This window comes from Williamsia sp. M5A3_1d, assembly GCF_053345315.1.
Map to the genome: position 1 here is coordinate 580,617 of NZ_JBKEZX010000004.1, position 23,283 is coordinate 603,899.

Annotated in this window: 23 protein-coding genes; 13 read left to right on the plus strand and 10 right to left on the minus strand. The window is 68.0% G+C overall.

The window, feature by feature from the left end; genetic code table 11:
* The first annotated feature begins 15 nt into the window (after positions 1 to 15).
* The 4 genes from ACLBW1_RS19610 to car all read left to right on the plus strand — a co-directional run bounded on the left by ACLBW1_RS19610 (position 16) and on the right by car (position 5,834).
* Positions 16 to 444 (plus strand): hypothetical protein, encoded by a 429-nt coding sequence (locus tag ACLBW1_RS19610; protein ID WP_447813452.1) that lies wholly within the window; start codon positions 16 to 18, stop codon positions 442 to 444.
* A gap of 117 nt (positions 445 to 561) precedes the next feature.
* On the plus strand, positions 562 to 1,545 hold the full coding sequence (locus ACLBW1_RS19615) for a sensor domain-containing diguanylate cyclase (protein ID WP_447813453.1): 984 nt from the start codon (positions 562 to 564) through the stop codon (positions 1,543 to 1,545).
* 69 nt (positions 1,546 to 1,614) lie between these two features.
* Positions 1,615 to 2,142 carry a hypothetical protein gene (locus ACLBW1_RS19620; RefSeq protein ID WP_447813454.1) on the plus strand — a complete coding sequence of 176 codons (528 nt, stop codon included), beginning with the start codon at positions 1,615 to 1,617 and terminating at the stop codon, positions 2,140 to 2,142.
* 119 nt (positions 2,143 to 2,261) lie between these two features.
* On the plus strand, positions 2,262 to 5,834 hold the full coding sequence (gene car, locus ACLBW1_RS19625; RefSeq protein WP_447813455.1) for a carboxylic acid reductase: 3,573 nt from the start codon (positions 2,262 to 2,264) through the stop codon (positions 5,832 to 5,834).
* 38 nt (positions 5,835 to 5,872) lie between these two features.
* Here car and ACLBW1_RS19630 read toward each other — a convergent pair whose 3' ends face one another.
* A complete protein-coding gene (locus tag ACLBW1_RS19630; protein WP_447813456.1) occupies positions 5,873 to 7,159 on the minus strand; it encodes a cytochrome P450 in 1,287 nt (428 codons plus the stop codon).
* Between the two features lie 177 nt (positions 7,160 to 7,336).
* Here ACLBW1_RS19630 and ACLBW1_RS19635 point away from each other — a divergent pair, with 177 nt between their 5' ends.
* Positions 7,337 to 7,945: a luciferase domain-containing protein gene (locus ACLBW1_RS19635; RefSeq protein WP_447813457.1), complete on the plus strand. Its 609-nt coding sequence runs from the start codon at positions 7,337 to 7,339 to the stop codon at positions 7,943 to 7,945.
* Positions 7,946 to 7,967: 22 nt separating this feature from the next.
* Here ACLBW1_RS19635 and ACLBW1_RS19640 read toward each other — a convergent pair whose 3' ends face one another.
* The 7 genes from ACLBW1_RS19640 to ACLBW1_RS19670 form a co-directional block, all read right to left on the minus strand.
* Positions 7,968 to 8,960 (minus strand): fumarylacetoacetate hydrolase family protein, encoded by a 993-nt coding sequence (locus tag ACLBW1_RS19640; RefSeq protein ID WP_447813458.1) that lies wholly within the window; start codon positions 8,958 to 8,960, stop codon positions 7,968 to 7,970.
* 112 nt (positions 8,961 to 9,072) lie between these two features.
* Positions 9,073 to 9,939 carry an oxidoreductase gene (locus ACLBW1_RS19645; RefSeq protein WP_447813459.1) on the minus strand — a complete coding sequence of 289 codons (867 nt, stop codon included), beginning with the start codon at positions 9,937 to 9,939 and terminating at the stop codon, positions 9,073 to 9,075.
* A 38-nt stretch (positions 9,940 to 9,977) separates the two neighbouring features.
* Positions 9,978 to 10,235, minus strand: coding sequence for a DUF3072 domain-containing protein (locus ACLBW1_RS19650; protein WP_447813460.1), 258 nt, complete (start codon positions 10,233 to 10,235; stop codon positions 9,978 to 9,980).
* A gap of 45 nt (positions 10,236 to 10,280) precedes the next feature.
* Positions 10,281 to 11,207: an AurF N-oxygenase family protein gene (locus ACLBW1_RS19655; protein ID WP_447813461.1), complete on the minus strand. Its 927-nt coding sequence runs from the start codon at positions 11,205 to 11,207 to the stop codon at positions 10,281 to 10,283.
* A gap of 80 nt (positions 11,208 to 11,287) precedes the next feature.
* Complete coding sequence (locus tag ACLBW1_RS19660; protein ID WP_447813462.1) at positions 11,288 to 12,031, minus strand: dienelactone hydrolase family protein; 744 nt, start codon at positions 12,029 to 12,031, stop codon at positions 11,288 to 11,290.
* A gap of 54 nt (positions 12,032 to 12,085) precedes the next feature.
* A complete protein-coding gene (locus ACLBW1_RS19665) occupies positions 12,086 to 12,391 on the minus strand; it encodes a hypothetical protein (RefSeq protein WP_447813463.1) in 306 nt (101 codons plus the stop codon).
* Between the two features lie 84 nt (positions 12,392 to 12,475).
* On the minus strand, positions 12,476 to 12,619 hold the full coding sequence (locus ACLBW1_RS19670; protein ID WP_447813464.1) for a hypothetical protein: 144 nt from the start codon (positions 12,617 to 12,619) through the stop codon (positions 12,476 to 12,478).
* A 257-nt stretch (positions 12,620 to 12,876) separates the two neighbouring features.
* Here ACLBW1_RS19670 and ilvD point away from each other — a divergent pair, with 257 nt between their 5' ends.
* The 4 genes from ilvD (at position 12,877) to ACLBW1_RS19690 (ending at position 16,544) form a co-directional block, all read left to right on the plus strand.
* Positions 12,877 to 14,583, plus strand: coding sequence for a dihydroxy-acid dehydratase (gene ilvD, locus ACLBW1_RS19675; protein ID WP_447813465.1), 1,707 nt, complete (start codon positions 12,877 to 12,879; stop codon positions 14,581 to 14,583).
* 73 nt (positions 14,584 to 14,656) lie between these two features.
* Positions 14,657 to 15,232, plus strand: coding sequence for a TIGR03086 family metal-binding protein (locus tag ACLBW1_RS19680; protein ID WP_447813466.1), 576 nt, complete (start codon positions 14,657 to 14,659; stop codon positions 15,230 to 15,232).
* A complete protein-coding gene (locus ACLBW1_RS19685; RefSeq protein ID WP_447813467.1) occupies positions 15,229 to 15,843 on the plus strand; it encodes a dihydrofolate reductase family protein in 615 nt (204 codons plus the stop codon). The genes ACLBW1_RS19680 and ACLBW1_RS19685 overlap by 4 nt, the downstream gene beginning before the upstream one ends.
* A gap of 86 nt (positions 15,844 to 15,929) precedes the next feature.
* Positions 15,930 to 16,544, plus strand: a complete 615-nt coding sequence (locus ACLBW1_RS19690; protein WP_447813468.1) for a class I SAM-dependent methyltransferase — start codon at positions 15,930 to 15,932, stop codon at positions 16,542 to 16,544.
* A 77-nt stretch (positions 16,545 to 16,621) separates the two neighbouring features.
* Here ACLBW1_RS19690 and ACLBW1_RS19695 read toward each other — a convergent pair whose 3' ends face one another.
* The gene (locus ACLBW1_RS19695) at positions 16,622 to 17,056 is read right to left on the minus strand and encodes a winged helix-turn-helix transcriptional regulator (protein ID WP_447813469.1); all 435 of its coding nucleotides are present in this window, start codon (positions 17,054 to 17,056) and stop codon (positions 16,622 to 16,624) included.
* 132 nt (positions 17,057 to 17,188) lie between these two features.
* On the opposite strand from ACLBW1_RS19695, the gene ACLBW1_RS19700 reads away from it, so the two are divergent.
* Entirely contained in the window at positions 17,189 to 18,061 is an 873-nt protein-coding gene (locus ACLBW1_RS19700) for an oxidoreductase (protein WP_447813470.1), read from the plus strand.
* Positions 18,062 to 18,095: 34 nt separating this feature from the next.
* On the opposite strand, the gene ACLBW1_RS19705 is transcribed toward ACLBW1_RS19700, so the two are convergent.
* On the minus strand, positions 18,096 to 18,713 hold the full coding sequence (locus ACLBW1_RS19705) for a TetR-like C-terminal domain-containing protein (RefSeq protein WP_447813471.1): 618 nt from the start codon (positions 18,711 to 18,713) through the stop codon (positions 18,096 to 18,098).
* A gap of 51 nt (positions 18,714 to 18,764) precedes the next feature.
* Here ACLBW1_RS19705 and ACLBW1_RS19710 point away from each other — a divergent pair, with 51 nt between their 5' ends.
* From ACLBW1_RS19710 to ACLBW1_RS19720, 3 genes are read left to right on the plus strand one after another with little or no spacing between them, the layout of a single operon-like run.
* Positions 18,765 to 19,895 (plus strand): hypothetical protein, encoded by a 1,131-nt coding sequence (locus ACLBW1_RS19710; protein ID WP_447813472.1) that lies wholly within the window; start codon positions 18,765 to 18,767, stop codon positions 19,893 to 19,895.
* A complete protein-coding gene (locus ACLBW1_RS19715) occupies positions 19,892 to 20,902 on the plus strand; it encodes a TIGR03617 family F420-dependent LLM class oxidoreductase (RefSeq protein WP_447813473.1) in 1,011 nt (336 codons plus the stop codon). The genes ACLBW1_RS19710 and ACLBW1_RS19715 overlap by 4 nt, the downstream gene beginning before the upstream one ends.
* Positions 20,899 to 23,280, plus strand: coding sequence for a PEP/pyruvate-binding domain-containing protein (locus tag ACLBW1_RS19720; RefSeq protein ID WP_447813474.1), 2,382 nt, complete (start codon positions 20,899 to 20,901; stop codon positions 23,278 to 23,280). Before ACLBW1_RS19715 ends, ACLBW1_RS19720 begins: the two co-directional genes overlap by 4 nt.
* Positions 23,281 to 23,283 lie beyond the last annotated feature (3 nt).

Sequence of the window (23,283 nt, forward strand, 5' to 3'; positions counted from 1 at the left end):
CCTACCATCGGCGGTGTGACGGACATCGGCGCAGTGGTCTTCGCCATCTGCGATCTCGTGATCGTCACGGGCTGGATCTGGTCGCTCACACGCGCCTGGAACGCCCCCCACGACCCCGATCTCGAGCTCGCCATCGAGGCCGCGCGGCGAGAGTCCCGCGGCGCGTCACCCTCGGACCGTTCGCCTGCCGATCTGCGGCGCGACGCCGTGGACTGGAAGATCAAGTTGGAGACGAGGGCGTCGTATCCCGCGTTCGGATCCGCGGTGCTCAGCGGCGTGACGTTGGGCTTCAGCGGCAATGCGGTCGGTCGCAGCACATCGTTCGCCGATGCCTGGATCGTCAGTGCGGCGATGCTGCTCGCCTCGCTCGCGGTGGCCTTCACGAGCCGTCTCATCACCGCCAAGCGAATTCAGAATCGTCTTCCCCGCCTCCTCGGTCGCTGACGTCGCCGTGAGATACACCTCAGACCCGATGTGTAACGATTTCGCCACAGACGACGACAATGAGGCGTCGGCAGCGAGGTCTCCATCGGGGAGGGCTCACCGGATCGAGGAGCGTCAATGCATCCGGCCCCCCTGCTCAACCGTTCCCGACCACGTTTCGACGAGGCCTCACGAGACGTGCTCGAGTATCTGCGACAGGCCTTCCCGATCGGGACGTGGACGGTTGCGCGTTTCGACGGTGAGCGTCAGATCTATCTGACCGTCGACGACACCGATCTCGGTGTCCACGCCGGCACCGTGTTGCCGTGGTCGAACTCGCTCTGTCAGTACCTCACCGCCGACGGCGGACCCCTCATCGCCCGCGATCTGCGTTCGGTGCCGGAATACGCGGCCGTCGTCGACCGCACGGGATCCCCGGTCGCGAGCTACGTCGGGTTCCCACTGGTGACCTCCGACGGCGCACTGTTCGGCTCGCTGTGTGGATTCGGACGTGACCCACTTCCGCCCGAGACCGACGTGCACACCGATCTGATCACCCTGATGACGTCGTTGCTGTCGCGGATCCTCGAGGCGGACCTGCAGACGACGGCCGCCGAGCGCGCACTCGAGGCCGCGCATCGCCACGCCGACACCGACGCCCTCACCGGTCTGCTCAACCGGCGTGGCTGGGAGAAACTTCTGCAGCGCGAGGAAGCACGTTTCCGCCGCTTCGGTGATCCGGGGGCGATCGTGGTGATCGATCTCGACGACCTCAAGCGGACCAACGACACCCTCGGCCACCACGCCGGCGACGACCACCTGCGTCGGGTCGCGGAGCTGATCACGACGGTGATCGAAGGTTCGCCGATCGACGCCCCGGCGGTCGTCGCCCGCACCGGTGGGGACGAGTACGGGATCCTTTTCACCCGCTCGCCCTCGGCGACGGTCGACATGGTCATCGCGCGTATCCGACAGGCGTTGCGCGAGAGTGACGTGTCCGCGTCGATCGGTGTCGGTCGGTATGAACCGGCCGACGGCATCGATGGCACTTGGCGTCGAGCCGATGCCGCGATGTACTCGGAGAAATTCGGCCGCGGTGGCGTCCGCGGCAGCGCGTCCTGACCTCGCGATCCACCCACCTCGGTCGGCGGGGTTTGTCGACGGCCGCGTTCGGCGACGACAATGGCCGACGTGTCGCTCCTCATCGTCGTCGTCACCATCGTGTTCGCGGTGGCCGTCCTGACCGGCGTCTCGTGGTTCGTGATCGATTCCATGCTGCGCGTCCGCCGGTTCGCCCGCTCCACCGACGTGCTCCCCGGGCGGCCTGGTCACGCCCCCCGCGAGTGGTCGACGTCCGATGAACCCGCGCCGCTGCTGCACCGTCGCCTCCGCTACGCGATCGCCCTGGTCCACGAGAACCACACTCTGCGCGCCGACCCCGTCTCCGCGGCGGCTCTCGACCGACTCGACGAGTCAGTCCTCGCCCTCGACGACCGACTCGTCGCCGCAGGGACCGCACCGCCGGGTGCGGGTGACCGCGACGCGCTGACGCCGATCGACGACGCGATCTCCGCCCTCGAACGGCTTCCGGGTCGGCTTGTCTATCAACCGCCCGCGGTGATCGCGAGTCGCATCGACGACACCGTCGCGTACCTCGCCGATCCCTCATTGCCGCTGGACACGGGCGAATCGCCCTATTCCGACGACGAGAGCTCCTGAGAGACATTCGCCACACCCATCGCGGAAATATCGCCACCTCCGCCCTTCGTTAGCGGTACTAAGGCTCGACGTACGGCCGAGCCGCCCGCTGACGCGGGAGTGCGACAGGAGGGCATCACATGAGCACACAGACCCAGGACGACACCGCCGACACCGACACCCCGCGCCGCGACGAGCTCGACGCCCACGTCGCCGACCGGCTGCAGCGACTCACCGAGAACGATCCCCAGGTCGCCGCGGCCATCCCGAATCCGGACCTGGCCGGATCGCATGATCCCGACACCCCGCTCGCCGTCGTCATCGCCGGCATCCTGCAGGCCTACGCCGATCGACCCGCACTCGGCACGCGTGCCACCGAGACGACCACGGATCCGTCCACCGGCCGCACCACCCGCACCCTGCTCCCACGCTTCGACACCGTCAGCTACGGCGAACTCGGCGACCGGATCGCCGCCGCCGCCGCCGGATGGGCCGAGTTCGTTCGTCCCGGGCAGTTCGTCACGACCCTGGGGTTCACGAGTGTCGACTACGCGGTCATCGACCTCGCCTGCGCGCACCTCGGCGCGGTCAGCGTCCCCCTGCAGACCAGCGCCACCCCGACAGCGCTCGCCCCCATCATCGCCGAGACCGAGCCCACCGTGTTCGCGGTGTCCATCGATCACCTCACCGACGCCGTCGACCTCGTCACCACCGGTTTCGCGCCCTCCCGACTGGTCGTGTTCGAGAACTTCACCGACGACGACGACCACCGCGACGTGATCGCACAGGCGCAGGACCGCCTGTCCGGCACCGACATCGCGTTCGAGACCCTGGCCGACGTCGTCGAACGCGGGCGCACCGCGCCCGCCGTACCCGCGTTCGGGACGCCCGAATCCGGCGCCGCCGACTCATGGGCCGACGCGCTCGCGACCCTGATCTACACCTCGGGCAGCACCGGGACCCCCAAGGGTGCGATGTACCCGACACGCAACGTGGCACGTCTGTGGACCACGTTCTGGTTCGACACCGGCGAGATCCCGGAGATCTCCGTCAACTACATGCCGATGAGCCACGTAGCCGGTCGCGCGGTTCTCGCGAAGACCCTGGGCAGCGGTGGCACCGCGTATTTCGTCGCCAAGAGTGACCTGTCGACCCTGCTCGAGGATCTCGCCCTCGTCCGGCCCACCGCGTTGATGCTCGTCCCGCGTGTGTGCGACATGATCTTTCAGCGCTTCCGCAGCGAGGTCGACCATCGACTCGACGCGGCCGACCACGACGTCGCCGCCGTGGAGGAGGCGGTGAAGACCGAGATGCGCGAAGAGGTGCTCGGTGGCCGCGTTCTGTCGGCGATGTGCGGCACCGCGCCGCTCGCGCCGGAGATGGCGGAGTTCATCACCACATGCGCCGACGTCCCCCTCGTCGACGGCTACGGTTCCACCGAGGCCGGTCCGGTGCTCATCAACGGCGTCGTGAACCAGCCACCGGTCACCGAGTACAAGCTGGTCGACGTGCCCGAACTCGGGTACCACACCAGTGACACCCCGTATCCGCGTGGCGAATTGGTGCTCAAGTCCGCCTCGATGTTCCCCGGCTACTACAAGCGCGACGCGGTCACCGCCGAGGTCTTCGACGAAGACGGTTTCTACCTGACCGGCGACATCATGGCCGAGACCGAGCCGGGTCACCTCGTGTATCTCGACCGTCGCAAGAACGTCCTCAAGCTGTCCCAGGGTGAGTTCGTCGCGGTGTCGCGGTTGGAGGCGATCTTTGCCGCCGCCGATGGTGTTGCCCAGATCTTCGTCTACGGCAACAGCTCTCGCGCGTTCCTGCTGGGCGTCGTGGTGCCCACCGACGAGATCGCGGCCGAGGTCGCCGATGACGACGCGCTGCGGACCCGCCTGCTCGACGCGATCGGTGACACCGCCCGCGCCGCCGGACTCAACTCCTACGAGATCCCGCGCGACATCATCGTCGAGCGTGCACCGTTCACCCGCGAGGCCGGCCTCCTCTCCGGTGTCGGCAAGCTGCTGCGTCCCGCGCTCACCGAGCACTATCGCGACCAGCTCGAGGCGCTCTACACCCAGCTCGCCGACGGACAGAGCGGCGAGCTGCGCGAGCTTCGCCGCCACGGCGCCGACCGCCCGGTCCTCGAGACGGTGACCCGCGCCGCCATCGCCACGGTGGGCGGCTCGGGTGAGGTCGAGGGGAGTGTGCGGTTCTCCGATCTCGGTGGCGACTCGCTGTCGGCGCTCACGTTCTCGAATCTGCTGACCGACATCTTCGACGTCGAGATCCCCGTGGGTGTGCTGATGAGCGCGGCCACCGACCTGAGCGCGATCGCCGAACACATCGAGCGCGCCCGCGCGGGCGCCGTCCGACCCACCTTCGCCTCGGTACACGGCAAGGGCGCCACCGAGGTGTTCGCCGAACAGCTCACCCTCGACAAGTTCATCGATGCCGAGACCCTGTCTGCGGCGCCGTCGCTTCCCCGGGCCCCGGAGAAGCCAGGCACGGTTCTGCTGACCGGCGCCAACGGTTACCTCGGACGTTTCCTGTGCCTCGAGTGGCTCGAACGCCTCGACGCCTCCGACGGTCGGTTGGTGTGCATCATCCGCGGCCGTGACGCCGACGATGCCCGGAAGCGGCTCGAATCCGCCTTCGACAGCGGGGATCCCGATCTGCTGGCCCGCTTCCGTGAACTCGCGGGTCGCCGCCTGGAGGTGCTCGCCGGCGACATCGCCGACACCGACCTCGGTCTCGACGCCGGCACCTGGCAGCGCCTGGCCGACGAGGTCGATCTCATCGTCCACCCGGCCGCCCTGGTCAACCACGTGTTGCCCTACGACCAGCTGTTCGGACCGAACGTGGTCGGGACGGCCGAGCTGATCGCCCTCGCACTGACCAGCCGGATCACGCCGATCACCTACCTCTCGACCGTGGGTGTCGCCGCCGACGGCGGGCCGTCGATCCTCGACGAGGACCTCGACATCCGCACGGCGAGCGCGCGTCGCTCGGTCGACGAGACGTACGCGAACGGATACGGCAACAGCAAGTGGGCCGGCGAGGTGTTGCTCCGCGAGGCGCACGACCTGTGTGAACTGCCGGTCGCGGTGTTCCGTTCCGACATGATCCTGGCGCACAGCACATTCAGTGGCCAGCTCAATGTCCCGGACATGTTCACGCGACTCGTGCTGAGCGTGATCGCCACGGGCGTGGCGCCCGGCTCGTTCTACGCCGCCGGCGACGGGTCCTCCGAACGGCCGCGGGCACACTACGACGGCCTCCCCGCCGATTTCACGGCCACCGCCATCACAGACCTCGGATCCTCGGTACACAAGGGATACGAGACCTACAACGTCGTGAACCCGCACGACGACGGCATCTCACTCGACACCGTCGTCGACTGGCTGATCGACAGCGGTGTCGCGGTCACGCGCGTCGACGACTACGCCACGTGGATCTCGCGCTTCGAGACGTCCATCCGGGCGTTGCCCGAGGCGCAGCGGCGCGCGTCGCTGCTGCCACTCCTGCACGCGTTCGCCCAGCCCGACACGGCGATCGCGGGTTCGGCGATACCGTCGCGACGCTTCGCCGCGGCGGTCGCCGAGGCGGGTATCGGGGACAACGGCGAGATCCCCCACCTGAGCGCCGAACTCATCGCCAAGTACGTCGCTGATCTCCGCTCGCTGGGGTTGGTGGGCACCGCCCGTTGACCCCTGCCTACTGACGTCGGCCGCGCGGACGCCCGCAGCTACCGGCTGTGGGCGTTTTCGCGGCTGCGCTCGGCCAGCAGCACCGGGAGGCGCGCAAAGCCGTTGAGCACGCGGGTGTCCCGCTTGGTGCCCTGACCGGCCGCGGCGATCTGGGGGAACCGGTCGAAGAGGGATTTCAGGCCCACCTCGGTCTCGGCCCGCGCCAGCGCCGCGCCCAGGCAGAAGTGTCGGCCGCCGGAGAACGAGAGGTGCTTGTTGGCGTTGTCGCGGGTCACGTCGAACCGTTCGGGGTCGGTGAACACCTTGGGGTCGCGGTTGGCGCCGGCGAGCACGAGCACCACCAGATCGCCCTTGGTCAGCTGCTCGCCACCGACCTCGACGTCGCGGCGGGCCACACGCGCGGTGATCTGGACCGGGGACTGCAGGCGCAGCATCTCGTCGGCCGCGTTGGACCACAACGAGGGATCCTCCTGGAGGAGCGCCAACTGCTCGGGGTGCTTGATGAGCAGGTCGATACCGCTGCCCAGGATGTTGACGGTGGTCTCGAATCCCGCCGCCAGCACGAGTCCGGCCGTTGCCCGCAACTCGTCGTCGGTGAGCGACACCCCGTCCTCGGTCGCGCGGATCAGCTGGCTCATGAGGTCGTCACCGGGATTGCGGCGCAACGTCGCGAGGTGATCGGAGAGCCATCGATCGAAGCCGATGAGTCCGGTCTCCACCCGGGTGAACTGTGCCCACGTGAGGCCCATGTCGAGGCTCGGCGCCGCGAGTTCACCGAACTCCAGCACACGGCCGCGCTCGGACTCGGGGACGCCGAGGATGTCGCTGATGACCGCGACCGGCAGCTGCGCGCAGTAGCGCTCGACGATGTCTATCGGTCCGCTGTGGTCCATCAGTCCGTCGAGCAACCGATCGGCGGTCTCCTGCACGTTGTCCCGCAACGCCGCGACCGCCCGCGCGGTGAACACCGACGACACCAGCTTGCGGTAGCTGGTGTGCTCGGGAGGCTCGGTGGCGAGCAGCGACGGCGGCCGCAACGGGTGCAGCGCCCCCGACCGCGTGCGCTCCTCGATCCACTTCAGCGGGCCGGGCAGCCGGGACCCGAGGACGATCGTGCGGAAGTCGTCGGACCGTAGCGTGGCGTGGACAATCTCGTGATCGACGGTGACGCTGGCCAGCCGGGACCGCACCACGGGAGCGGCCTCCCGGATCTCGCGGTACAGACCGGTCGGGTCCGCGCGTGCCGACGGGTCGGCGATCAGCCTCGCCTGCAGATCACCCGCGGCGGCGGCACGACCGGCGACGAACCGGACGAACCCGTGCATCGCACACCATCTCAACCTCATCCGTACTGCGTCGCCCCGACTCATCCTCATCCCACCTTCTGCACACGTGACACGGCTCACTGCCATGATGCTCTTTGTGCACAAGTGTGCACAAGCGCGAGCGGCCGTGCCGGTGCGCCGCCGAGAAACCCCCACCTGCACAGACCGGAGGAGCCGATGAACCGACTCGCCCAGAACTACCGGGGTTGGAAAGAGCTCGGGCCGGGCGGTCTGCCCGCGAACCAGATCGGCTGGGTCATCACGAGCGCCCTGCGACCGTGGGGCCGCGATCCGCTCGACATCAGCGGCGATCCACCGGCGGGCGACGATGTCGACCGCCTGCACCTACCGGATCGCGACGGGTGCCGGCCCGCGATCGCGCCCTATCCGATCCCGCACCGCGAGATCGGCGCCGACGTGGATTCCGCGCGGGTGGCCGGGTTGGAGACGCGGTTGCGAGAGGCGTCTGCGGAGAACGGGTTTCGTCTCGACCGCAGCCGATTCGAGAAGCGGGGAGACGCCCTGTTCTGTTCCGAGCCCGGTACCGACTGGGCCCGCCACGCACGTGGCGAGATCGCGCATGTGCACCGACAGGGCTCTCTGCATGTGGTCGCCGCACCCGCCGACGTCCACGAGATCATCGATCGCGGTTGGGGCGAGCGACACCCGCTGGCGGGAAGAATAGGTCTGCCCGACAGTTACCTGTACCTCTACGCCCCGCGCACCGACGTCGAACAAGCAGTGGTCGAGCGGATCGTCGACCGGGTGATCCACACCGCCCGATGATCCCGGCGCGTGGTCTCCCCGGTCAGCCTTTCGCGCCGATGGTGTTGGTGACCGAACCGATGAAGTCGATGGAGAGCGTCACCGTGTTGCCCGGGGCGATCCAGCGGTCGAGTTCGAGGCCGCAGCCCGACGGGAGGGTGCCCGAGGTCATCATCTCGCCGGGAAACACGTCTTCGCCGCGGCTCGCATAGGCGACCGTCTCACCCGGCCCGTACCGCAATCCTGCTGTGCCGGTGGACGACCACGTGTCGCCGTCGACCACCACCGACGCCGAGAGGTCGTCGAGTCGGCCCAGAACCTCATCGGCGGTCACGACCACCGAGCCCATCGAGCTGGCGAACGTCTTGGTCTTCACGACGGGTCCGAAGGAACCGTTGCGCTGCTCATCCCACTGGGTGTCGCGTGCACTGAGATCGTTGAACACGACGAAACCGCCGATGGCGTCGGCGCCCTGTGCGGATGTGGCGTCGCGGAGCGGACGGTCGACGATCATCCCGAACTCGAGCTCGAAATCCAGCAGATCGGTGTACGACGGCCACGGGACGACATCTCCGTCGGCGAGGACGGTGAGGTGGTTGCCGGTGTAGTACATCGGGTGCTCGGAGAACGACGCGCCGGGTCGCAGAGCGGGGAAGTCCTTGCGGGTCACCATCTCCACGCCGCGGATGAAGGGCATCGCGGCCGGCAGGTTGCGCCGCACCAGCTGGTGGGCGGCCTGGCTCCAGTGCTGTTCCCATCCCATGAAGCAGCGCAGCGACGCCGGTTGCAGTGGCCGGGCGGGGGTCGGCGACACGATCGCGACGCCGTCGGCGACCGCGCGGTCCATCAGGGACGCTGCGGTGTCGCGTCCGCGTTCGCGGGCGGCGAGGAACGTGAGCATGTCGCGGGTGGAATCGCCGCGGACAGCAGGATCGAGCGTGTCGGCCGCAACGTCGAGGTCGACCCACTGCTGTGACGCCTCGTGCCACCCGGCGACGGAACGCTTCTCACCCGATCCGACCGTACGAACTCTCATCGTCACCCCTACGACAGTGGCCCCGTCGTCGGGACCGTTCGCCGTGGACCGTACCTCAACGGATGTGACGACCGGCTCGTTCGTCGCGGCACCGGGGACGGCGGTGTGGCTGTCAGCCGATCGCGTCGAGCTCTGCCATCGCGTCCGAGGGGAGCTCGAGCGCCGCGGCGGCGATGTTCTCCCGGAGGTGTTCTCGCGAGGAGGTACCGGGGATCAGCAGGATGTTGGGGGAGTGGGCGAGCAGCCACGCCAGGGCGACACTCATCGGGGACGCCTGCAGCCGCTCGGCGACAGCGTCGAGCTGCTCGGACTGCAGCGGCGAGAAACCCCCGAGCGGGAAATACGGTACGAAAGCGATCCCGGCCGCCGCCAGCTCGTCGACGAGGACGTCGTCGACGCGATGGGCGACGTTGTAGTTGTTCTGCACGCAGACGATCGGCGCGATCGCCCGCGCCTCGGCCACCTGTTCGGCGTTCACGTTGCTGACGCCGAGGTGTTTGATCAATCCCTCCTGCTGCATCTCGACGAGATGCGTGAAGGGCTCCGCCAGCGAGCCCGGCGTGGCCTCGCCGAACCCGCCGACCCGCAGGTTCACCACGTCGAGAGCGTCGAGGCCCAGGTTCGTCAGGTTGTCGTGCACCGCCGATCGCAGGTCGTCGCGGGACAACGCCGACGGCCAGTTGCCCTCGGCGTCCCGACGGGCACCCACCTTGGTGACGATGTGCAGATCGTCGGGGTAGGGGTGCAACGCCTCGCGGATGATCTGGTTGGTGACGTGAGGACCGTAGAAGTCGCTGGTGTCGATGTGCGTGACCCCGGCGTCGACCACTGCGCGCAACACGGCGACCGCGGCATCACGGTCGGCCGGGGGACCGAACACATGTGGACCGGCCAATTGCATGGCGCCATAACCCATCCGGGTGACGGTGATGTCGTCGGAGAGGGCGCAGCTCCCCGCGGTCGCGATCGCATCGTTCATCCCTCGATGCTACGGACGATGCGGCCGCGACGGTCAGATCAGGTGCGGTCGGTCGCGGCACGCAGCCGCTCGATCTCCTCCGAGGCCTGCGCCTTCGTCAGGTCGGCCGACAGCGTCTCACCGGCGTCGCGCGCCAGGGTGTCGAGGTAGCTGCGCTGAGCCCCGGTCATCGGCTCATCGCCGGTCACCCAGTCCTCGGGATCCTTCTCGGTGGTGTTTCCGGCACCTGCCCCGATGACATCGGAACCGGTGGTGGATGCGTCGTCAGGGGTCGAACCTGTGTTCGAATCAGTCATGACTCGACAGTACGCGCCCGCGGCGGTCTTGCCCACCGCCTCGCGTCAGAGCATGTGTATGCGTGCGTAGATCCGCGCTGCGCGAGGAGTCAGGAGCCCGACCTCGTCGAGGAACTGCATGAGGTGGACCGACCCGCTCCGCACCATCCGATGGTGATGGTCGTTGGTGAGCATGGCCCCGACGGCACGACGACGGTCGAGACCGGCGTCGGTGAACGCCTGCGGTCGCACGAGGCTGCTGATGATCAGCTCGGCGCCGAGAGCGATCAGGACGGCACTGCACTCGCGGCGCAGTCGTCCAGCGTGTGCCATCGTCTCGCGCACCTGCTCGCGCGCGAAGCGCATGTGCCGCGACTCCTCGAGCACATGGATCTCGTTGATGGTCTGGATCATCGGCAGCACCCTCGGGTCGCCCAACGAACCCCGCTGCATCACATCGAGGATCTCCTCGGCCACCAGGATGCCGCCGTAGGCGAGTTCACCCCCGGCCGTGTTCATGAAGATTCTTCCGAGCGTGGCCACGCGCGGACCGGGTCGATACGAGGTCCCGACCATCTTCTGCGCGGCGAGCGCGAACATGAGCGAGTGTCGACATTCGTCGGCGACCTCGGTCATCGCGAACCGGAATTCCTCGGACTGCACCGGTGACGAGCGCTGGTCGCGGATCACCATCTTCTGCAGGGCCATCTCGAACCAGATGCCGATCGTCATGGTCGACGCGAATTCGTGGCGCGTGAGCGTAACCCGCTGCTCGTCGCTCAGTTCGTCCCAGTAGTCGGTGCCGTAGAGCGTCGACCACTCCGGGGAACATCCGTGACCGGTCGGGTCGAGCGGGGCGTTCCAGTCGATCTCGGTCATCGCGTTACGCGATGACAGCGTCGCCGAGTCGGCGAGACGCCGGGTGATCGCCTCCATGCCCTGGTCGAGGCTGCTCGCCACCGGGGTCACAGGTCGAGCGTCGGTCGTGGTCATCGCATTCCCATCACACACAGCGCCATTGTCTGATGTCAGAGTAGCGCTATATGTGACCGCGCGGAACACCTACCTCCGCATCACCCCAGCGTGCGAGAGAACAGATCTCGCAGCTCGGTGAAGCTGCGTTCGGCGCCGGCCTCCTGGTACATCGAGGTGTCGGCCATCGAGTATCCGTGCGGGGCGTCGGGGTAGATCTCGTTCGTGGCTGTCAGTCCGGCGGCGTCGAGAGCCGCTCCGAGAGCTGCGACCGCATCGGCATCCATCGACCGGTCGTTGTCGGCGTGGCCATAGACGAACTCCGCGCGGGCCGTGGCCAGCGTGAGGTGCGGGCTGTCGGCGTCGTCGGTGACGAGTCCACCACCGTGGAAGCCGGCCGCGGCGACGACGTTGTCGGGGAACTGACCGGCGTAGCGGGTCACCAGGCGCGCCCCCATGCAATAGCCCACCGTTCCCACACGGTCGCCGACGACGGCGTCGAGCGCGAGGAGCGCAGAGTGGTACGCGGCGATGTCGCGCACGGCTCGCTCGGTGGTGAGCGCGGCCATCCGTGGTCCGACCCCGGCGAAGAACTCGTCACGCGCACCGGGTTCGCGGAGATCCACGGTCGGCATCAGGGTGTCCACGTCACCGTCGCGGTAGAAGGTGTTGGGCGACAACACCACGAAGCCCCACGACGCGATGCGTTCGGCCATGGCGGCTATCTGCGGACGGAGCCCGATGGCGTCCATGAAGAGCAGGACACCGGGACCGGTTCCGGAAGGGGGAGTGGCGACGTGGGCTTGCGCGGTTCCGTCGGGCGTGTCGATGGTGATCAGATCCATGATCTCCACCGTACGTGCGGGATCGGAGCTTTCATCGAGCCCGAGACCCGCGCCTCAGCCGGCGAGCGGTGCGGGTGCGTCGGTGATCTCGGAGGACAGTGCGGCGGTGGTGAACATGTCCCGGCGCCACGGACTTACGGTGGCGTTGCCGTATTCCATGTCGCGCAGGCGCTTTGCCAGGGCGGGCAACTCCCGCACGTGTAGGACCGCCGCCATCTCCGAATACCACCGGAGCACGTCGATGACCGACATGTCCAGAATGGCAGCGACATCGGCGAGGGCGTGACCCTCGGCGACGAGGTCCGCGATCGACTTGTGTGTACCGATCGGCAGGGCGGGTATGACGACGTTTTCACTCACGACTTCGACGGTAGGTCGCGTCACCCGTCAGCGAAAGTGCCCGACGGACTTCGGTGCGCGACCGATGCCCCGGTCACGGAATGGTCACGAAACGTCGGGCACGTCCGGTTCGTCGTGGTCGGTGTGGGGGTAGTCCTCGAGACCGGCGGGGTCGGTGCCGAGTTCGGTGGACTGCTCGATGAGATCGGCGTCGTCGACGCTGTGCAGGGGATTGCTCAGGGGATCCATGACAAACCTCCTCGGAGACGATCGGGCGCTGTCGTCCCTTTTCTAACATTCGACCGATGTGAGTGCCAGCCCCGGAGGTTCCGACGGGTCGGCCGCCGGCGAACACGTCGGGCTCACCCCGAGACCGGGGACTTGACCCGACTCGACGACGATCGTGCACGGCCCGGGGGCATACTTCTCGACGAGCCGCTCAGTTCGCGGCATCGGTGCGCCGGACAGCCCTGTCCACCGCGCCCACGCACAGATCGAGGAGTGCCATGTCGCCCGAGAACGAGTCCCCGGACATCAAACCCCGCAGCCGCGACGTCACCGACGGCCTGGAGAAGACCGCCGCCCGCGGCATGCTCCGCGCGGTCGGCATGGGCGACGAGGACTGGGGCAAGTCGCAGATCGGCGTCGCGTCGTCGTGGAACGAGATCACGCCGTGCAACCTCTCGCTGGAACGTCTCGCGAAGGCGGTGAAGGGCGGTGTCAGCGCGGCCGGCGGGTTCCCGCTCGAGTTCGGCACCATCTCCGTCTCCGATGGCATCTCCATGGGCCACGAGGGCATGCACTTCTCCCTGGTGTCGCGCGAGGTGATCGCCGACAGCGTCGAGACCGTGATGAGCGCCGAGCGCCTGGACGGTTCGGTACTGCTCGCCGGTTGCGACAAGTCGCTGCCCGGGATGCTCATGGCCGCAGCGCGTCTGGACCTCGCGAGCGTGTTCCTCTACGCGGGGTCGACTCTGCCCGGTTTCGCGACGTTGTCCGACGGCAGCGAGCACCAGGTGACGATCATCGACGCCTTCGAGGCCGTCGGCGCCTGCTCACGCGGCCTGATGTCCCGGGAGGACGTGGACACCATCGAGCGCGCAATCTGTCCCGGTGAGGGCGCCTGCGGCGGCATGTACACCGCGAACACGATGGCCAGCGCCGCCGAGGCACTCGGCATGTCGTTGCCGGGCAGCGCGTCCCCGCCCGCACCCGACCGTCGTCGCGACCAGTTCGCCCACGCCAGCGGCGAGGCCGTCGTCGAACTGTTGCGTCGCGGGATCACCGCGCGCGACATCCTCACCAAGGAGGCGTTCGAGAACGCCATCGCGGTCGTCATGGCGTTCGGCGGGTCCACCAACGCAGTGCTGCACCTGCTCGCGATCGCCAACGAGGCCGAGGTGGAGCTCACCCTCGACGATTTCACCCGCGTCGGTTCCCGGGTCCCGCACCTGGCGGATGTGAAGCCGTTCGGCAAGCACGTCATGACCGACGTCGACCAGATCGGTGGCGTCCCCGTCGTCATGAAAGCCCTGCTCGACGCCGGGCTGGTGCACGGCGACTGCCTCACCGTCACCGGGAAGACCATGGCCGAGAACCTCGCCCACATCGCCCCGCCCGACCCCGATGGCAAGGTGCTGCGGGCGATGAGCGAGCCGATCCACCCCACGGGTGGTATCACCATCCTCAAGGGATCCCTCGCGCCCGGCGGCGCGGTGGTGAAGTCGGCGGGCTTCGACTCCGATGTGTTCGAGGGCACAGCAAGGGTTTTCGAGCGCGAGCGCGCCGCGATGGATGCCCTCGAGGACGGCACGATCTCCGCGGGCGACGTCGTCGTCATCCGGTACGAGGGCCCCAAGGGCGGCCCGGGGATGCGAGAGATGCTGGCGATCACCGGCGCGATCAAGGGCGCCGGACTCGGCAAGGATGTCCTGCTGCTCACCGACGGCCGGTTCTCCGGCGGCACCACCGGACTCTGCGTCGGCCACGTGGCGCCCGAGGCGGTCGATGCCGGCCCCATCGCTTTCGTCGCCGACGGCGACCCGATCCGGCTCGACGTCGGCAAGGGCACGCTCGACTTGCTCGTTGACGAGCTGGAACTCGAGGCGCGTCGCCAGGACTGGGCGCCGCTGCCACCGCGCTACACCCGCGGTGTGCTCGCGAAGTACACCAAGCTGGTCGGTTCGGCGTCCGAGGGCGCCGTACTCACCTGAGCCGCTCGCTCCTCCGATGAGTTCTCGTCGCGGCCGGGGTCTACATCCTCGACACCGACCGATGGAGGAAGACATGTTCGATCTGGGCCCCGCAGCACAGGAGATGAGGCGCCTGGTCAATGCGGTCGAGGACGACGATCTCGACCGACCGACGCCCTGCGACGACTGGTCTGTGCGCGATCTGTTGGCACACATCCACCAGTTCAGCAGCGTCTTCACCGACAACGCCCGCAAGGCCCCGATCCGTCCACCGGACGGCCTGGTGAGCGATTGGCGCACAGCCATCCCGCAGCAGCTCCACGACCTCGCCTCGGCATGGGGCGAACCCAGCGCCTGGCAGGGGCATGTCAGCGCCGGAGGAATCGAGATGCCGGCGCAGGACAATGCTGTCGTCGCGGCCGAGGAACTGACCGTCCACGCGTGGGACCTGGCACGGGCCACCGACCACACCGTGCGCGTGGACGACACGACCCTCGACGAGGTGGAGCGGTTCTTCACGCTGTTCCCCGCAGACCCCGAGACCGGGGCCGGGCCGTTCGGACCGGTCGCGCCGATCGATGACGACACCGACCGCCTCGGACGTATCCTCGCGCTCGCCGGGCGCGATCCCCGGCACCAGTCGAACGACGAACGAACGGGTACAGCATGAGCCGCACCAACCTGTCCATGTCGATGTCGGTGGACGGTTTCGTCGCCGGCCCGCAGCAGAGCGCCGACAACCCGCTCGGGATCGGTGGCCAGCGTGTGCACACATGGCACATCGGGCCCGGTCTCGATCATCCCATCAACCGACAGGTCATGTCGGAGATGCTCGACGACATGGGCGCGACCATCATGGGGCGCAACATGTTCGGCCCCGTCCGTGGTGACTGGGGTGACTCGGACTGGACGGGGTGGTGGGGCGACGAGCCGCCGTATCACTGCCCGGTCTTCGTCCTCACCCATCATGCGCACGAACCGATCGAGCTCGAGGGCGGCACCACCTTCTTCTTCGTGACCGACGGGATCGAATCCGCCTACGCGCAGGCGACCGAGGCCGCGGCGGGGCGGTCGATCTCGATCGCGGGCGGCGCATCGTGTGCCCGACAGGCCATCGCGGCCGGCATCGTCGACGAAATCGACATCCAGCTCAGCCCCGAGATCCTCGGCGCCGGCGAGAGGCTGTTCGAGGGTTTCGAACCAGGGCGACCCCAGCTCGAACTGATCCGGGTGCTCGAGGCCCCCGGCGTGGCCCACCTTCGGTATCGCGTCATCCACTGAACGCGTCGAAGCCGTGTGGCGACGCCCCCTAGGATGGGACCATCGGAGCCGATGTCCCGGCTCTCATGGCAATGGATCGGTGACACATGGGTTTTGAGCGCCTTCTGGCCAACGTCGACGACGCGCGGAGCAACGGATGGTTCGTCGAGGGATCGGTCAGCGACACCGAGATGGAGTTCCTCGAGTCCCTCGCGCGCCGCGACGGCGTCCGGCGGATCGTCGAGATCGGGTTCAACGCCGGGTTCTCGAGTCACGCGTTCCTCCGCGCCGATCCGCAGGTGGAGGTGACCTCGTTCGATCTCGGTGACCACGAGTACGTCGCCACGGCCAAACAGTGCATCGACGACGAGTTCCCCGGCCGACACACGCTGATCACCGGCGACTCCACCGAGACCGTTCCGGCCTTCGCGGCGGAGAACGCGGGGGAGACCTTCGACGTCCTGTTCATCGACGGCGGCCACACCTACGAGGTCGCCGCCACCGACATCGCCAACATGGCTCGTCTGGCACACGAGAACTCGGTGGTGATGATCGACGACCTGCTCCCGCACAAGGCATTCGGCGAGGGACCGGTGCGGGCGTGGCGCGAGGCGATCGAGAAGTCGATCGTCGTGGAGACGGACCTGTATCAGGACGGCGAGGTGGTCGACACCGTCACCACCGACGCCGCCCGCGCGTGGGCCATCGGCCACTACGCCTGACCGGTCCACACTCCGCGGGCGCCGATGGTCCGTCGCCGGTCGGTTCTTGTACACGAATCATGCACGTGGGCAGGGATTCACCCGGATGCATCGAGTCGGTCGTAGTCGGCGCGATGGGCCTGAACGGAATCCATGTTGTCCTGCGCCCATGCTCGTAGTCGGCGGGTGGTGTCGTGCAGCGAGACACCGAGTTCGGTCAGCGTGTAATCGACGGTGACCGGCACGGTCGGGGTGACGGTGCGGGTCAGCAGTCCATCCCGTTCCAGCGTCCGGAGGGTCTGGGTCAGCATCTTCTGGCTGACGCCGGCGATGATGCGGGACAGCTGCGAATATCGCAGGGATCGCGGCTCTCCTGTGCCCTCAGGGCCGTCGCCACCCAGGGCACACAGGATGAGGACGACCCACTTGCTGGACAGTCGGTCGAGCAGCTGGCGACTCGGACACCCCGCAAGCAGCGCGTTGTAGGAGTTCTTCTGCTCGTCGCGCCTCTGGTTCGCGGTCGTCGTCGCCATGGTGGTCATCTTTCGGAGCCTTGGTGGGTTACGCACTCCCAGGTGCGTACTTCCCAGCGGAGAGTTGCGCTCCGATACTAGCGGCGGCGGGGTACATCCACCCTGCGAACATGTCAGAGAGGCGCACAGCAGATGAGCACACAATCCACGTCACTTCCCGGCGGAACCTGGACCCTGGGAGATCGGACGATCACACGCTTCGGCTATGGAGCCATGCAGCTCGCCGGCCCTGGGGTGATGGGACCACCTGCTGACCACGACGCGGCGATCGCGGTGCTGCGTGACGCGGTCGACGCGGGTGTCACCCACATCGACACCAGCGACGCGTACGGCCCCCACGTCACCAACGAATTGATCCGTGAGGCCCTGGGTCGATCCGACGCCTCGCTGCTCATCGCCACGAAGGTCGGGGCTGACCGCGACGCACACGGCGGCTGGCCCACCGCTCGCACGCCCGACGACCTTCGTCGACAGGTCCACCAGAACCTCGCGACTCTGGGGGCGGAGCAGCTCGGTCTTGTGAACATGCGGATGGGTGATGCGACGGGCCCGAAACCCGCGTCGATGGCCGAAGCGATGGACACGCTTGCCGAACTCCAGCACCAGGGGTTGATCGCGCACCTCGGGGTCAGCAATGTCACCGCTGAGCAGGTCGCCGAGGCCCGCACGATCGCACCGATCGTGTGCGTGCAGAACATGTACAACCTGGCGCACCGATCGGACGATGCACTCATCGACACTCTCGCCTCGGACGGCATCGCCTACGTCCCGTTCTTTCCCCTCGGTGGCTTCACCCCCCCGCAGGCCGACGCCCTCTCGACCGTCGCGGCGGGCCTCGATGCCACCCCGATGGCCGTGGCCCTCGCGTGGCTGCTGCAACGGTCGAGCAACATCCTGCTCATCCCGGGGACATCCCGAGTCACACACCTTCGACAGAACATCGCCGGGGCGTCGCTGTCCCTGTCCGCACACGATGTCGCTCACCTCGACAGCATCGGCAGGTGATCGGGAGAGGAGCCCAGATCGCGCGCGTTCGCGATCAACCACCGCTCGTGATCGCCGGGCCGTCCCAGGGATCGGTGATCATGCGGGTCATCTCCTCGACCCATTCGTCGTCGAGGACGGCGTCCTGGCGGATGAGTAGCCGGACGATCACCGTTCCGGCGACCACCTCGGCGAGCATGGGGAGGCGGTCGTCGGCACGACGCCCACCTCCGAAACGCGACTCGAACGCGGTGAGGTTACCTGCGAGTCGACCGATCATCATCGCGTGCACCTCGGGGTCGGCCACGGTGTCGGCGATCAGACCCGGCAACGCCACGCGCACATAGGGTTTGTCGAAGATGGCGCGTACGGTCTCGACGACCGCACGGATCTCACCGCGGATGTCGCCAGAACCATCGGCGGCAGGAACTGAATCGGCCGAGAGCACCGCCTCGTGGACCAGTTGGGTCTTACCCGACCATCGTCGGTAGATCGCCGCCGTGGTCGTCCCTGCGCGCGCCGCGATCGCCGACAGCGTCAGAGCGGGGTAGCCCGTCTCGACGATCAGTTCTCGCGTGGCCGCGATGATCGCCGCATCGATCCGCGTGTCCCGCGGACGACCTGCGCCCGACGGCGCCGACCCCTTGTTTTCGCTGCGGCTTTCTGGTGCCATGTCGCCAGAGTAATTCCGATACGGCACACATCGTATTCGAGGGAGAGTCCGGTGCTTCTCAGTCCGCTCGACGAGTATCCGATCCACCAGACACCGGCTCCCGTCACATGGCCCGAACCGTCGGACCGGCAGTTCTACGACCGGTCGTACTTCAACGTGCTCGACCGCGGCGGGCAGTTCATCGCGCTCACCGGGATCGGCTACTACCCGCGTCTGGGCGTCAAAGACGCCTACTTCGTGGTCCGCCGAGGGAACACCCAGACCGCGGTCCACCTCAGTGACAGCATCGACGACGATCGGCTTCACCCGCACGTGAACGGCTACCGCCTCGAGGTCGTCGAACCGCTGCAGGAGATCCACCTGACCCTCGCGCCCACCGAGGGGATGTCGGCCGACCTCACCTGGCGTGGCGCGTTTCCCGCGGCGCTGGAGCGTCCGCACTCCATGCTCAGTCGCCGCCGGGTCACCCTCGAGGCCTGCCGTTTCGCGCAGGTCGGTACCTGGCACGGGTGGATCGATGTCGACGGCGATCGCCTCGAGGTGGGACACGACACCAGCGTCGCGAGCCGAGACCGGTCGTGGGGGATCCGCCCGATCGGGGAGCCCGAGCCGACGGGCCGCCCCGACGATGCCCTGCAGGGCATCTGGTGGCTCTACGTCCCGCTCACCTTCGACGATCATCAGCTGTTCCTCATCCTGCAGGAGGACGCCGAGGGACACAGGAGTCTCTACGACTGCACGCGCCGGTGGGCCGATGGCCGCGTGGAACAGCTCGACGGTGTGCGAGTCGAGATCGACTACACCCCCGGAACTCGGATCCCGCGCAGCGCACACATCGAGTTCATGAATCGCGCCGGCGACCGGAGCGCGCTCGACCTCGAGTCGAAGCTGTTCGCCCCCATCGCCTTCGGCGCCGGCTACGGCGGCGACCCGACGTGGGCGCACGGGACGTGGAAGGGCGAGGGGTTCACCGAGCGCGTGCACTTCGACCTCACCGATCCCGACGTGATGGCGCGGGCGGCGTTCAGCCTCATCGACCACGTCTGCTCCGCGGTGGCCACCGACGCCGACGGCACCGTGCATCACGGTGCCGGACTGTTCGAGCACGGGGTGATCGGTCCCCACCACCCGTCGGGTTTCACCGACTGGACCGACGTGGCGGGGCAGGCGCCGCGGCCATGAAGGTCATGACCGCCCTGTTCGGCCCCACCGACGCCATCGAGCGCGCCGAGGTGTTGCGCGGGGCCGGAGCATCGGGGGTGTTCACCTTCGAGGGGCCCTTCGACGTCTTCACGCCACTGGTGCTGGCGTCGACGGTGCCGGGGCTCGACCTCATGTCCAACGTCGCGATCGCGTTCCCGCGCAACCCGATCCAGCTCGCCCACCAGGCCAACGACCTGCAGCTGCTGAGCGAGGGGCGTTTCATCCTCGGGCTCGGGACACAGATCAGGGCGCAGATCGAGAAGCGATACGGGGCACAGTTCGACCATCCCGTGGACCGCATGAAGGAGATGGTGGCCGCCCTGCGCGCCATCTTCGCGACGTGGAACACCGGTGAGCGCCTCGATTTCCGCGGCGAGTACCACCGGCACACACTCATGACACCGACGTTCGTGCCGGGCCCCAACCCGTTCGGACCACCGCCGATCTATCTGGGCGCCTTGGGACCGCGCCTGACCGCCGCCACCGCCGAGGTGGCCGACGGGCTGCTGGTGATGCCGTTCAGTTCGAAGCATTTCCTGCACGAGTCGACGATGCCGGCCGTGCATGCCGGTCTCGCCGCGGCCGGCCGCAGTCGCGACGACCTCGAGGTGGTGCCCGAGATCATCGTCTCCGTCGAACCCGAGAGCGGCCTCGCCGGTGGGGGAGACCATGCGTCGACGCGGATGCTGTTGGCGTTCTACGGTTCCACGCCGGCCTATCGGCCCGTGCTCGACGCGCACGGATGGGGTGACCTCCAGCCCGAGCTGAACGCGATGTCGAAGCAGGGGCGGTGGCGCGAGATGGCCGGGTTGATCGACGACGACATCCTCCACACCATCGCCGCCTGCGGCACTCCCGGCGAGGTGGCGGCACGTATCCGCGACCGCGTCGACGGGGTGTCGGACCGGATCTGTCTGTATCAACCCGGCCCGATCGATGCGAGAGCCCTCGCCGAGGTCGTCGACAGCTTGGCGCGGCCGACGTGACGGCGACCGTCGAGTTCGACGACGTCGTTGACGACCGGTTCGGCGGCAAAGCCGCCGGACTGGCGCAGCTGCGGCGGCTGGGGTTCCGGGTGCCGCCGGGCTTCGTCATCGTCGACCCCGCCGAAGGAATCACCGTCGAAGCCGCCGAACAGTGGCTCGGCCGCATGCAGGACGCGGGGGCGACATCGGTGGCGGTGCGATCCTCGGCGGTCGGGGAAGACGGCGGCGACCAATCGTTCGCCGGTCAGTACGACACGGTGCTGGGGGTGGGCAGCGCAGATGATCTGGTGCGAGCCGTCCAGACCTGCATCGCGTCGACGAGCTCGAATCGTGTCTCGGCGTACGCGGGCCGCGAACGCGCGACGATGCATCTCGTGGTCCAGCAGATGGTGGATGCCCGAGCCGCCGGGGTGGTGTTCTCCGCGGATCCGACATCAGGTCGGCGCGATCTGATGGTGATCGACGCGGTCGCCGGTCTGGGCGACAGTCTCGTCGACGGCACCGCCTCGCCCGAGCATCTCGTGCTGGATGCCGACGGCCACTGCGTCATCCACGAGATCGGCGCGGACACCGTCCTGTCCACGACAGAGGTCGACGACATCCGTGACGGGGCACTACGGGCGGCGGAGAAGTGGCGCACACCGATGGATCTGGAGTGGGCGATCGACCGATCCGGCCGACTGTGGTGGCTGCAGGCCCGTCCGATCACCACCCTGCCCGGCGCGCTCGACGCCATGGATTCACCCCTGGCGGGCGAGGACCATGTGTACACGCGCTGCAACATCGGCGAGATGATGCCGGGCGCGTACTGCCCACTCACCGCGTCGGTGTCCGGCTTCGCGATCGACTACGCCATGCAGATGACCCAGGTGGTCGCCCGGGCCCAGCCGCGATACGAGAAGCCCTGGCGGCAGGTCGGATACTTTCAGGGACACATGTTCCTCAACCTCACCGAGGGAACCGCGCTGAGCTCGGGGATCCTGGGCAACTCGCTGGAACAGTTCTCGATGTCGGTGTGCGGCCGGGTGGTCGAGGAACTCGTGCCGAAACCACCGCAGCCGTTCTTCCGTCGACTGGTCAACACCTTTTTGCTCACGAGTTTCGCGATGTCCGCCGGGCCGGCCATCCGGCGTCTCGGTGATCAGATCGCCGCCTTCCGTGTCCCCGATGACGGGGATCCTCGAGAGGTGTTGCACCGATTGGACATCGGTGTGGAACTGTTCTGCGAGGTCATGGTCACCCACGTCCGGTCGTCGTCGCGTGCCGCGGTCGCTGCGAATGTGCTCGAGAGCGTCGTGATCCGCCGGACGCAGGCGGACGGGGGTTCTGACGACGACGGGCGGGCCGCCGCGAGCCGGTTGATGGCCGGGGCATCCGATGTCGAGAGCGCGCTGATGCTCGCCGAACTCGACACGGTGGCCCATGCGATCGCCGCCGACCTGTCGGTCGAGGACTTCCTCGAGTCCGACCCCGGCGATGCTGTCACCCGGCTCCGTGCGTCGAGCGGCGTTGCCGGAGTGGCGCTTCGAGGCTTTCTCCACCGCCATGGTCACCGCGGCTACCGCGAGCTGTGTATGCGCGACCCCTCGTGGGGCGAGGACCCACATGGTCTGGGGACCATGCTGCAGGTGATGGTGCGCTCGGCGACCGAGCCGACGGCACGTCGAGCCTCGACGCCGCCCGAGGAGGCCGTGGCGCCGGCAGCGGTTCGGATCCTGGCTCGGCTGGCGCGCCGCGGTGCACGGGGACGGGAGGAGACGAAGTCAAGGTTGGCGGCAATCGCCCACGCACTCAAACTCGGCTTCGCCCACCTGGGGCAGGTGCTCGCTCGCTCGGGACGGCTGCCCGACGCCGACCTCGTGTACTTCTTCGATCGCAGCGAACTGCACCGTGTGGTCGGCGCCGAAGACATCACCGACCTGGTGGACACCGCACTCCGACGCCGGGAGGCGCTCGCGTTTCAGGAGGCGCTGGAGTTCGAGGACGTCTCGGTGGGGCGTCCGGTTCCTCTGGTGGCGCGACCACCGTCCGCGGCCGACGATACCGAGATCGTGGGTCGACCGGCGGGTCGCGGATGCGTCGAAGGAATTGTCCGCGTGGCGAAGTCGATCGCGGAAGCACGAGACGTGCGGCGCGGCGAGGTCCTCGTCGCGCCGGTCACCGACGTCGGGTGGACCCCGTACTTCACCGTCATCGCCGCGCTGGTGACCGACATCGGCAGCTCGGTCTCCCACGGCGCGGTGGTCGCCCGGGAGTACGGACTGCCCTGTGTCGTCAACACACTGGTCGCCAGCCGCTCACTGCACACCGGCGACCGTGTTCGCGTCGACGGCGACCGCGGGGTCGTCACCCGTCTACCCGACCTCGCCGACGTGTGACGG

Excerpts from the sequence above, each read along its gene's own strand:
- ACLBW1_RS19670 (WP_447813464.1), bottom strand. The coding sequence starts at position 12,619 with ATGGATCCCCTGAGCAATCCCCTGCACAGCGTCGACGACGCCGATCTC.
- ACLBW1_RS19660 (WP_447813462.1), bottom strand. The coding sequence starts at position 12,031 with ATGGATCTGATCACCATCGACACGCCCGACGGAACCGCGCAAGCCCAC.
- ACLBW1_RS19615 (WP_447813453.1), top strand. The coding sequence starts at position 562 with ATGCATCCGGCCCCCCTGCTCAACCGTTCCCGACCACGTTTCGACGAG.
- ACLBW1_RS19650 (WP_447813460.1), bottom strand. The coding sequence starts at position 10,235 with ATGACTGATTCGAACACAGGTTCGACCCCTGACGACGCATCCACCACC.
- ilvD (WP_447813465.1), top strand. The coding sequence starts at position 12,877 with ATGTCGCCCGAGAACGAGTCCCCGGACATCAAACCCCGCAGCCGCGAC.
- ACLBW1_RS19695 (WP_447813469.1), bottom strand. The coding sequence starts at position 17,056 with ATGGCGACGACGACCGCGAACCAGAGGCGCGACGAGCAGAAGAACTCC.
- ACLBW1_RS19655 (WP_447813461.1), bottom strand. The coding sequence starts at position 11,207 with ATGACCACGACCGACGCTCGACCTGTGACCCCGGTGGCGAGCAGCCTC.
- ACLBW1_RS19640 (WP_447813458.1), bottom strand. The coding sequence starts at position 8,960 with ATGAGAGTTCGTACGGTCGGATCGGGTGAGAAGCGTTCCGTCGCCGGG.
- ACLBW1_RS19645 (WP_447813459.1), bottom strand. The coding sequence starts at position 9,939 with ATGAACGATGCGATCGCGACCGCGGGGAGCTGCGCCCTCTCCGACGAC.
- ACLBW1_RS19635 (WP_447813457.1), top strand. The coding sequence starts at position 7,337 with ATGAACCGACTCGCCCAGAACTACCGGGGTTGGAAAGAGCTCGGGCCG.
- ACLBW1_RS19700 (WP_447813470.1), top strand. The coding sequence starts at position 17,189 with ATGAGCACACAATCCACGTCACTTCCCGGCGGAACCTGGACCCTGGGA.
- ACLBW1_RS19685 (WP_447813467.1), top strand. The coding sequence starts at position 15,229 with ATGAGCCGCACCAACCTGTCCATGTCGATGTCGGTGGACGGTTTCGTC.
- ACLBW1_RS19705 (WP_447813471.1), bottom strand. The coding sequence starts at position 18,713 with ATGGCACCAGAAAGCCGCAGCGAAAACAAGGGGTCGGCGCCGTCGGGC.
- ACLBW1_RS19680 (WP_447813466.1), top strand. The coding sequence starts at position 14,657 with ATGTTCGATCTGGGCCCCGCAGCACAGGAGATGAGGCGCCTGGTCAAT.
- ACLBW1_RS19630 (WP_447813456.1), bottom strand. The coding sequence starts at position 7,159 with ATGCACGGGTTCGTCCGGTTCGTCGCCGGTCGTGCCGCCGCCGCGGGT.
- car (WP_447813455.1), top strand. The coding sequence starts at position 2,262 with ATGAGCACACAGACCCAGGACGACACCGCCGACACCGACACCCCGCGC.
- ACLBW1_RS19690 (WP_447813468.1), top strand. The coding sequence starts at position 15,930 with ATGGGTTTTGAGCGCCTTCTGGCCAACGTCGACGACGCGCGGAGCAAC.
- ACLBW1_RS19715 (WP_447813473.1), top strand. The coding sequence starts at position 19,892 with ATGAAGGTCATGACCGCCCTGTTCGGCCCCACCGACGCCATCGAGCGC.